This is a genomic window from Verrucomicrobiota bacterium (assembly GCA_039192515.1).
Taxonomy (GTDB): domain Bacteria; phylum Verrucomicrobiota; class Verrucomicrobiia; order Methylacidiphilales; family JBCCWR01; genus JBCCWR01.
On record JBCCXA010000061.1, the window covers coordinates 1 to 10,742 of the forward strand.

The following is a 10,742-nucleotide window of genomic DNA, read 5'->3' on the forward strand; positions in this document are numbered from 1 at the left end:
AGGCTTTTAGCCAAGAAGTTGACGGAATCATGGGGCCAAGATCTTTTTACACCTTTTGGTATTTGGGGCAGATGCTCCAAGATAGCAAGAAGCTAAGAGATGTTTTTGTTAAAGGTGGAGGGAATTTTGCCATCTTCGATGTGGTGCTAAAAGATGATGAAAAAGTTCAACAATCAGTTAATCACGCCCTCGCCGAAATAATTAAGCCTGAAGTTACTTCGCGTTGGGAGTTTGCTGTCAAACCGTCGGTGGGAGTAAATTTTATCTACAGTGATTTGAGTTGGCTCGGTAGCTATGCCAAACAAGAGAGTGCTTTTGGTGAACTGATGTCTGGTGAGACTTTTACCAAGAATAAGGAGCGTGCTAGTAAGATTCGTGAGAAGTTAGATCGTAGCTTCTTTGTCATGCACCGCAGTAAAATCACTACCGACGAAGATCGTATGGGGGTGCTGAGCCTGCTTTATCAAGATGAAGAAAAACTCAGTGGCGAAGCTATTCTCTATGAAGCAGATCGAGATTTTGTGCACTCAAGGGATTTGAAGAGAATCTTCTCCAAGAGCGGGGGATCTGGTTTTGATTTTCAAGTGATTGTCTATGATCCTTCATCCTTTGCTGAGATAGTGGGGATCCTAGGACTTCAAGGGCCTTCGAGCGATGAGGCTATGGGAACCGCTTTAAAGATATTACACTCTAAACCGGGTGAGATTGATGACACGCCCGAGATCGCTGCGCTTGGTATAAGCTTGAATCTACCCAAACGCAGCCAAAAACAAATCCATAAAGCAGTAGATGACTACCTAGTCCGGAAAGCTGCAATGGAAAAGAAGCGGCGCGAGGAGGAGTTGGAATTGGGACTCAAGAAGCATCAAGAGATCCAGAAACTACAAAAGCAATTGGATGATGCATTAAAAGGAGATCCAGATGTCACCGATGTGAAGGTATTAATGGGATTGCTAGGTGCGGTCAATGGAGCTAGCGGACTAAAGAAACTCAAAGCTCTAGCGGAGAAGAAAGGGTTCCTGGTGGTGAAAATTGGAATATCAAAACCTTTCCCACTTTTTAATAAGCAGATCGAAGATATCCGAAGCGATAGTGAGAATAATTGGCGATTCCCTCTGCGCTTTGGTTTAGCACCTCCTGAGGACGATTCGGATATTCCTGATCGGATGGGATTCAATGCTAAGAAAAGGAAAGATGGGAAGATTGCGGTGAGTCGCTATCCCTCTCGCTTGACATATGACTCGAGGACTTCGTCGAGAACGGGACCTGTATCGGGGGATTGGAAGTATGCTCCGATAACCGATGTGTATGATCCGTTGGAACCCGTTTTAGTGGAGATTGTGCAATTGAATCCTGGAACGACAGCTCTGGTTTGGATGTTACGAGACTTACTTGATGAGGATGTCTATGTGTCCAAGAGACAGTGGGTATTGGCACAAAGTTTACCTCAGGTGGCAGAGTCTCTATGGGATAAGAAGGAGATGGAAGATGTGATGGATACGGTGGACATCATCTTTACTGCGGGAGCCTTGGGCAGTGTGGTCACTGCTCCGCTGAAAGTGGGGCACGCAGCCTTTGCTAATATGGCGAGGACTACGGTGAGTCGAGAAGTCTTGAAGGCATCACTTACTTTCGTGGTGACGGAAACTCTAGCTATGAAGTTTGTGGAGTTTGATTATCGGGTGAATGAACTGGAGCGTGACAAGTATAGCAAGGAGGATCGAGAGAATTGGGGGTACTTTAAAGTAGCCTTATTGTTGTTTATGGCGGGCGCTATCAGTTTGAGTGCTATGCGGGGTGCTTATAAATATTACTTACACAATGCTTCATCACCGAGGATGAAGAGTGCCATCAAAGCGTTGCAAGAGGAGTTTGAAGCACAGGCCAAAGCTGAGGGACGAGTTGTAGGTGATGATGTAGCCAAAGGCGTTACTCAATCAGCTCAAGTAGATGCGAAGGTCCGCTCTAACAAGGTGATGTCACAGATGTTTCCGGACGCGACGGCAAAGGGTGGTTCGGAAGGCCTAGGACAACAGGCGGCGTGGTGGAACCCTTTCTCGAAGAATGCTTCGACTCCTAAACCGGAATTTTTGAAGAAACCATGGACCTCATGGCATAAAATTGATGCTCAGATTGCAGCCAAGGATGCCTTGGATGCTAGGACTGTTACAGAATACACCGATATTACAGTGAATGATGCTAGAGTAGCGATCCCCCAGATTTACAGCGGACCATTAACTCCTGAATTTGCTCAGGTGCAAAATGGTCGCACCTACTTACGTATCAATGGGATTGATGTTGAAAGCCTCGTAGCCCGTCTCAAGTCTTATTTTAATCAAGCTCATGCTGAGGCACTTACCGTTATTCATAGAGACAGAGAGTGGTGGGATGATCTTGCTGCAGGTAGGCACAATGGGTTAGGTGATTTTCCTAACACTTTGGATCGCGTTGCTTGGGCTAACCATTTGGCTAGTCTTTATACTGCTATCCGTGCGCAATTTGATGCCATTGATAATGCAATAGTGCGCATGAATACACAATTGGATTCTGGGACGCCAGCAGGTTCTTTTTTAATCGATCGTATTTCGGCAGGTATCATGGTCGAACTAGAAAACTTTGCTTCCATGAGGGTGCCAGGGCATCCAAATATGTTTGTTTTTAATACGGATATAGCTCGTGTTGCAGGTACTTTAGTTGGCGAAGCCAGAGCTCTTGGGAGATTGGAAATTCCAACACAAGCTATGTTGAATGATCATCTGAGAGACGCATTACAACTTTTCCCTGTTCCCCATCTTGAGGCGGCCTTATTACGTGGTCAATCAACGGATGCTATACGCTTAGGCCATGACTATGCGTGGCAACAAGTTAATGGCAGATGGCTTGATGATGTTGACCATATCGTGGGTTCTGCTGCCGCAACCTATGACCCAATCGAGCAGGTTATTCGTGTCCAACCGACTCCTATATCTCAAGCAGTATTACGTGAATTTGTAGTTCATGAAACTTATCATGCTTGGTTTCACGAATCATTCCCCTTCTTTGTTAAACTCAATAAGAGCTTCCAGCAAGATGTGATGACGAAGCTAGCACTCTTCTTCAATGAGAATAATGCCTATCGCTCGGGTTTGAGAGCTCGTCAGGATTTGATGGATAATGCTGCGATGATCTCACAATACGAATTAAATTACTTGGCAACACAAGCTAATTTTAAAGGGTTTCATGGACGGATCAAAAAATCGATTGGAAACAGAAAAATATCTCTTTCTGTTTATTATGCTGCCATTTTGGCTCACAAAATTTTTGTAAGCTTGCCTAAGGCCGGTCAAGAATACTTGATTAAAAGACCTACCGATTGGATGTTTCGTTAAGATAAGTTGTTCCTGTTAGGCGTATCAACCTAGTCTTTGGGGTTTGCAGCGGTATGGAGATGGGTTTTTACCTTACACGATTGCTGTTATCAATGATTTCACCGGTGGCGACATCAAAGGTGGGGGTAGATGCAAAGGTATCTCCTCCGGGTGCTCTTGCATCCGCACTGACTTCGATACGTGTCTGAGTCATCATCTGGTTGCCATCTCTGATTTGAATTTCTTTTGCTCTTACTTGGATGTTGGCTTCAAATAGAGTAATCATGCGGTCACCCTCTTGAATATCAATTTTGTAACTGATATCAGCTAATCTTAGTGTGCCAGGTGTTGTTTTCGTAACGGTAGTCATGTGGATTCTACTACCTGACGCCACGGCCTCATCTCTAAGAACGCGTAAGAAAGCTTCGATGCCTCTGTTTTGTAGCGCTTGGTTAACCATCTCGGGTGCTAGGCGAATGGCTTGTCCAGACTCGGCTCGTAGACCTGCACCTTGGCTATGAGCTCGTTGCCACCCTTGAAGTTCTGTTGAGGCATATTCACCCGCACTCATCATCTGTCTTTCTAAATTGGCACGGGCTTCTCGTGGTCCTATCCAACTATGGATGACAATACGAGGATCTCCTTTTGTTGGGCGCTCTACCATATAGACACCACTTGGAGTAGGAGTAGCGCTGGATCTCCTTACCGCATTGCGCACGCCTGCTTCCTCCGCTTCTGCTAGCGTCATGTATCTTCCTCCTTTTGTCGTGCCGTAGTGACGTGAATCTGGAAGATGGTAGATATTGCTATCGGTATTCACCCAAACGCGGAAATTGTTAGGAAGTCTTTGAGTGGCTAGTTGACGTGCTTGATCTTCTAATTCTAATAAGGTTTCAGTTAAGTTTTCCCTCCAAGCTCTTCCATGGAGATATCGCTTGACTTGGTGGAGACTATCAAATCCCATATCATTGAAGGTGATATTGAAACGGGACATGAAATCTAGAAGTTCTTCGAATTGCGCATAATCAGCAAGACTTGCTGGTGGGATAGGAGGGAGGCAAGGAGAGCTGCATAGTTTGAATGCTTTGGCTGCATTGGGGAAGCGTTGTACGGCGTCTCGAAGCTCCGGGCTCATTTCCAACAGTTCTTTAGTTTCCTCATTGACTCCATTGACCTTATGAACGATTTGCTCGGTTTCGGTGCTGATTTTTTTAGAGGCTATATCATCTAAGACATCAGTACTTCTTGAGGTTCTGGAGAGTTTAGCCGCTTGAAGTAACTCGGTGGCCTCCATCCCAAAGTCAATCATGTCAATAAGGGTAAAGAGAGAGTCCCATATGGCTTGGCTTCTTTTGGCCTCGGCTTCATCAGAGCTAAAAAGCCCGCTGCCAACGCCAGCATTAGCAGCGGTGGCATAGTCGTCAGCCTCCTCCCAGCTCTTGATGGATTGAACTGCTCCAGACGCTAGGCCCAATCCTGCACTCAAGAATGGACCAATGCCTGGCACAAATAGCAGGGCAAGTGAAGCTCCTGTTAGTCCAAGCTGAGTCCAAAGATTATAGCTAGATTCACGTTGCTGGAGTAACTTGATGGAAGTCAAAACATCAGGATTACTCATTGTTAGATCTTGCAACAAGGGGTTGACAATGCTTTGAACACTAAGAACAGGAATATCACCTGTTACCAAGCGCTTTCTCGTATCGTCGATATCTCTGACCACTTGACGTAATGCCAGTGCGGTTAATTGAGTGAAGTGCTGTCCCATGGTGGGATAAGATGATTGATAACGATGGGCTGCTGCCACCTCTGGGTAAGTGGCTTTAATAAGGCGGATCGTTTTTTCAACTTCTTTGAGTCGACGATTGATCTTCGCTATTTCTGCACTCCTGACACGATCACTTAAGCGATCAGCAGCAGGGTCACGCATACGGGTTTCTCCAGGACTTCCACCAAGCCTCTTGGGCGGAGCATAAGATTTTAAACCGCTTCTCCGAGAAAGGAGGTCTTGGTAAATAGGAAACAATTCCCGTGCCGCCCTTATTCTAGGTGTTTCCGTATTCAATGATGGGAGGGGATATTGATCTACCATTTCTAAAGCCTCTTGTCTATTTTCTGCAAGAAGTTCAAAAGCCTTTCTGATGGCGAGACGTTTGAAGGCCTGGCTCAACTCACCGTAGCGAGCTTCAGAATTTCTTAGTAGGTCTTCATCCCTTTTACTAATTTTTTGAGTCTTACTTAGGTCACCCAATTCACTAGGATCTATGATTTGCACTTCATGCGTCACAAAAATATGGTTGGTGCCTCCATGCCCGGCAAATCCTAGTGGTTTACCACGGAAGAAAATCGTTCGGTGTCCTGACTGAGTAAATTGGTATCTCATTTCCAGCGGGTAGGAATGACCGAGGAGACCTGGTTTTTCAGGAAAGGAGTGTTGGCCCCCATAGCCATCAATGACTCCAAATTCTGGGTTTTCATAGTCATAGATAGTGAGTTCATCAGGGTACACTCCAGGTCTAATGGTTCCTTTATGAGCTTCTTTAGACATTCGCTGTTTCTCGGAATCGGTACGGTCGGTTTCATTTCTTAAACGGAAGGTAACAATAGACCCTTTTAAGATAATGGGTGAAGGATGATCCACTTCAATATACCAGCGAAGTCCTCCAGCTTCCTTCTGGTCTTCTTCAGTGCTACGTTGAACTGATATTAAGGATGGCTTTTTCTTTGAATCCTTTTGCTGTACCACATGTGTAAGCTCATGGGCTAGTAACTTTTTTCCTGTTATTGTTGCAGGATTGAATTTTCCATGATTGAAGAAGATATCATTCCCACTAGTAAAAGCTTGGGCGTGCAACTGTTTTGTCAAAGTTGGATTCTCGTGAATACGAACTTTGCTAAAGTCTTCTCCGAAATAGCTTTCAACACTTTCTCTCACTTCATTTGGGAGGGGTGATCCCTTACCTTGTTTTTGCCTCATTTGATTTTCAAGACTGGAGTAAGACGATGAGTTTACCTCTCGATGAAATTTGGATGAGATTTTGCTTATTTTGCGTGGGTGCTTTTGTAGGGAGGATTGTCCAAATGATTGTTCGATTTCAGAGGCTTCTTTTTCATAAGCATCTTTGCCAGATCCTCTATTTAATTTGAATTGGATAAGGAACTCATTGTTAAGGTCGTCGTCTTCCTGGCACTTAGGACAAGCTCCTCCGCAAGCACATTTGCGTTGAACTAAAAGAGGGGAGGTTTGCGCTTCCTGGTTTTGCTTTTTTGAGTCATTATCGGATGAGACTTCCAAATCAATCAGGCCTTCAGGCGTTACAGCGTGCTTGCTTGGCAGTGAAAAAAGAAATGAATGAAAGGGATTGGCCATATCAATTTACGATCTCGGTGCTATACAATTTCTAACTAACCATAGAAAGCAAAGTGATTCTTTTCAATAATCGTCTGAATAGGGCAGGCAGCCTCTGTATGATCTGAGCTTTCCTTCCAAAAATCATTTCTACTTATCAATGGGCTGACCGAGCCCACGTAAACTGAAATTTTGATGTAGTTATTGATCTAGAATCCATTACTGTGTTTTAGGATTAGTAAATGTAACTTATTTTGTCTAACATCTGCCTTGGGGCGCGAGTCTTAGACCGTCACCTCGAAGGGCTGGTTCGCATAGTGTTCGGCTCTACTCTTTCACTGAATCAGTAGAATATGGTTCTACGATGGCGACATAGCCTCCACCAGGTGCTAGCCTGAGCTTTAGCTCAGACTCATTTGTTGCGGTACTTTCTCCGATGCTGGTATCGGTCGCTTTCTTTGCTGCATTTGGCCCGTCTGACCAGAATCTAAGCCGATATTTGCCCTTGGGCAGGAAATCCAATTTGCACGACAGCTCACGTGGTATCCAGTCTGTCATAGCGCAGATGAACCATCTGTTGCCATTGCGACGGGCCAGGGCCAGAACGTTGCCTATCTCAGCCTTGAGTACAACGGTCTCGTTCCAGGTGGTAGGAACTTCCTGAAGAAATGGCATGCATTCAGGGTTCTTTCGGTATTTGGTCGGTGTATCGGCCAGCATCTGCAACGGGCTTAAATAGGCCACATACATGGCTAATTGATGACAGCGAGTACCCAGGCTACCGGGATCCTCGTGTTTCGCAAGGAATTCGGCTTCACTATAGTTGTCCATTGCACCTGGAGTGTAGTCCATTGGACCAACTGCCATACGGATGAATGGCACCAGAACAGCCATGTCGGGATTGGCACTCTTACTCCACTTGCTTTGCTCGAGACCCAGGACAGACTCGTGGGTCAATACGTTCGGGTACGTGCGCTGAAGGCCGGTAGGTTTGGATCCGCCATGGAAATTCACGATCAGCTTGTGCTGGGCGGCTCTCTCCGCGATTCTTGCGCAGAAATCCATCATCACTTGATCGTCACGCTGCATGAAATCGACTTTGATCCCCTTTATTCCCCACTTGGAGAACTGCTTGAATGCCGCATCAAAGTTGCGCTCCAGCGCTGTGGAGGTCATCCAGAGGATAATGCCCACATTCTTTGCCTTGCCATACTCAACAAGCTTTCGAATGTTGAGGGCAGGAATAACATCTAGCAGCTTGGCAGGACCCACAACACTCCATCCCTCGTCAAGTATAACGTACGGTAGTTTGTTTGCAGAGGCGAAATCAATGTAGTTCTTATAGGTCGCTTGGTTGATTCCGGCTTCGAACGGGACATCGGTAATATTCCAGGCATTCCACCAATCCCACGCGGCCTTTCCAGGTTTGATCCAGGAGGTATCATTCAACCGGCATGGATCGGCTAGAGTATAAAGCATGGTTGAGGTCAAGAGACCGGCATCATCTGTTATCAATAGGGCTCGCCATGGATAGCTGCGGGTGCCCGCTGTCTTGGCCAGGAAACTGTTGTATTCCAAGACGGTCAGGTTGCGGTCGTCTTTGAGATCTAGCTTGGCAGGATGGTGAGGAAATGATGCTGTAAGCTCTGTCTTCTCACCGCCTTTGATCCAGAGTCCGGGATACTCCTCAACATTGACATCAGTCAGTAGAAGGTTTTGTTTGCGGCCTAGTTCTACCAGCAATGGAACACAGGCGGTTATGAGGTCTTTCGTTTGAGACAAAACGCTATGTTTGAAATAATTTTCCTGATGAGAGAAGAAGCCTTCTCCCTTATGGATTGGATAGTATACAGGATAGTCTTCAGCAAAAGTGAAGGAGAGCCTTTCACTGTTAACGGTGACTTCATCCTTTTCAAACTGGCTTTCCCATCGAAAAGCAACACCATCGTCATAAACGCGGATGCGTAGTGCTACGGGACAGTCAAACTGAACCAGGGTTTCCGTACAAGCCTCCTCTATAAGATCCTTGATTGTCGGGACTATTGGAGTAACAGAATTCCGAATATGCTTCTGCTCAGAACTCTTGACCTTGAAGGTCCCCGGATATTCCACTCCGTCAATGGTAATGGAAATCGGAATACCAGTAATGATCTCTCTTCTCTCTTTGGCCAGTCGGCCGACAAGAGATTTTTCGCTATGAGCAAGATGAAAGGTTATCGTTTTGTCTGGCGAGCGGGTCAAGACCTCTTCTGCTCGACTCATAGCATGTGTAAGCAAGACTAGCGACACTACAGTTTCTAGTATTCTTCTCATTCCCATTCTTATCCTCCATTTCTGGTTCTTGCGAACTATTGATTGAGCACAAAATGTCTCAACTCTTAAACGGGGGCAGTATAGTAACCCTGTTGATTGTTCGAAGTACTTGCCAAATTAGCAACAGGCTGTTGGTAAATCAGTGGGTCACTTTTGATGAGTTTACGTGGTTTTAATGGCTCCTGGCTAATTCCTGATAAATGGACAAGAACAGCAGTCGCGCATATTGTAAATTTAATGAATGTGTTGTATTTCATATAGTTATAATGAGTTAAGCGGATTGATTAGTTGTAGGCTTTATAGAAAATTCAATAAATAGTCCAGTAGATAATAGGTGATTAAAAGCAACTCTCTTTGTAAGAAGAATGTTATGGAAGGGGTTAGGCATGAGCGGGCTCCTGATTGAGAGTGAGTGGAGGAAGATGCTTTAGAAGGGAATTGGCATGAATAATGAGTTGGCGCATGAGAGCTGTGAGAGCGACTTTAGGACTCTTACCATTGGCGATAAGATGCTTATAAAAAGGTGATAGGGACAGGATTACGCCTGCTAGAAACAGCCGCAGCCATGTATAGTGCTTTCCTAGCCTTTGGCCTTCCGCCCCAAGTTTTACGTCGTCCTTTAAAAAGAGCCACTATCACAGTTAAGAGGTGCGGTGCCCGTAAGAGCAGAAGCTGGAGAACGATTCAGAGAGCCAAGCTCTGGAATAGAAGCTAACAGGCTAACAGCAGTAATAAATCCGACACTGTTGATACTCGAGATCAGGTCAATGCGTTTTTTTAAAGAGGGCTGGGATTTAACGAGATGATGTAAAAGTTCTTCGATTTTCTCTATTTGCTTTTTAAGAGAACGTATATGAGAGTTAATGAGTTTTCTTAATGGAGTAGAGGAAGTGGAAGTCAAGCGATTGCTTTCAGCAGTGACCATGACGAGGAGTTGAGATTTACGGTCAGAGAGTTCACCGAGCTCTGCATGATATGGGGGTAGAGGCTCAGTGGGCTGAGGATTCATACAAGAGCCGTAGTCAGAGAGTAGGTGAGCATCAATGGTGTCAGTTTTAGCTAAAAGTCCTTTAGCTCTAGCAAAATCTCGGACTTGTCTGGGATTGATAATAGAGATGGAGATATGATGTTCATGCAAAAAGCTAAGCAAATGGAGGTGATAAGAACCAGAAGCTTCGCAAATAACATGAGGTAAAGCAATTTTGGATAGATGCTTTAGAAGAGATCGAAAGCCCTTTGGGTGATTGGGTAATTCGATGACATGAGTGTTGATATGGACATCGAGCTTGTCTTTAGCAACATCGATGCCGATGTAATGAATTTGATTAGTAACTTGTATCATGATTTATGACTCCTCCTTGTGCTACGAACTGACATGAATTCAGAGGTCGTTCTGGTAACTCTACGAGTTAATAAATTTAGAGGGATTATCGATCCTGCTTTTAAACGCTCTCCATAAAAAATTGTGAGCCAGGGACAGAATGATTTGATAATCCCGAGCGTCTTAAACGTCAATAGACGATGATTAAGATGGTTTTCATTCACCTTGATGAAGAATAAAACATGGTAAAAAAAGTAGAGATTATCAACAAAAAAGGGACAGACCCTGTTATGTTGACAATTTCTGAAAATGTCTATAAGTTGTTGGAGATTAATGAGAAGCGCGCGAATTAAGGTAGAGGATAGAGCAGCAGTTTATCATTGTATGAGTCGCTGTGTGGGTGGGATGTGGCTAC

5 protein-coding genes are annotated in these 10,742 nt (G+C 44.9%); 1 reads left to right on the forward strand and 4 read right to left on the reverse strand.

All coding sequences use genetic code 11. The features are described 5' to 3' along the window. Nucleotides 1–3,368, forward strand: a 3,368-nt coding sequence (locus AAGA18_15275) for a hypothetical protein (GenBank protein ID MEM9446702.1), incomplete at its 5' end; no start/stop codon positions are given. Between the two features lie 67 nt (nucleotides 3,369–3,435). On the opposite strand, the gene AAGA18_15280 is transcribed toward AAGA18_15275, so the two are convergent. The 4 genes from AAGA18_15280 to AAGA18_15295 form a co-directional block, all read right to left on the reverse strand. Next, a complete protein-coding gene (locus AAGA18_15280) occupies nucleotides 3,436–6,714 on the reverse strand; it encodes a DUF4157 domain-containing protein (protein ID MEM9446703.1) in 3,279 nt (1,092 codons plus the stop codon). A 306-nt stretch (nucleotides 6,715–7,020) separates the two neighbouring features. Next, entirely contained in the window at nucleotides 7,021–8,955 is a 1,935-nt protein-coding gene (locus AAGA18_15285; protein MEM9446704.1) for a glycoside hydrolase family 97 catalytic domain-containing protein, read from the reverse strand. Between the two features lie 116 nt (nucleotides 8,956–9,071). Further along, entirely contained in the window at nucleotides 9,072–9,263 is a 192-nt protein-coding gene (locus tag AAGA18_15290; protein MEM9446705.1) for a hypothetical protein, read from the reverse strand. 362 nt (nucleotides 9,264–9,625) lie between these two features. Continuing rightward, nucleotides 9,626–10,348 carry a transposase gene (locus AAGA18_15295; protein ID MEM9446706.1) on the reverse strand — a complete coding sequence of 241 codons (723 nt, stop codon included), beginning with the start codon at nucleotides 10,346–10,348 and terminating at the stop codon, nucleotides 9,626–9,628. Nucleotides 10,349–10,742 lie beyond the last annotated feature (394 nt).

What these genes read in the sequence shown, in the direction of transcription:
- AAGA18_15280 (MEM9446703.1), bottom strand. Translation starts at nt 6,714, where the DNA reads ATGGCCAATCCCTTTCATTCATTTCTTTTTTCACTGCCAAGCAAGCAC.
- AAGA18_15285 (MEM9446704.1), bottom strand. Translation starts at nt 8,955, where the DNA reads ATGAGTCGAGCAGAAGAGGTCTTGACCCGCTCGCCAGACAAAACGATA.
- AAGA18_15290 (MEM9446705.1), bottom strand. Translation starts at nt 9,263, where the DNA reads ATGAAATACAACACATTCATTAAATTTACAATATGCGCGACTGCTGTT.
- AAGA18_15295 (MEM9446706.1), bottom strand. Translation starts at nt 10,348, where the DNA reads ATGATACAAGTTACTAATCAAATTCATTACATCGGCATCGATGTTGCT.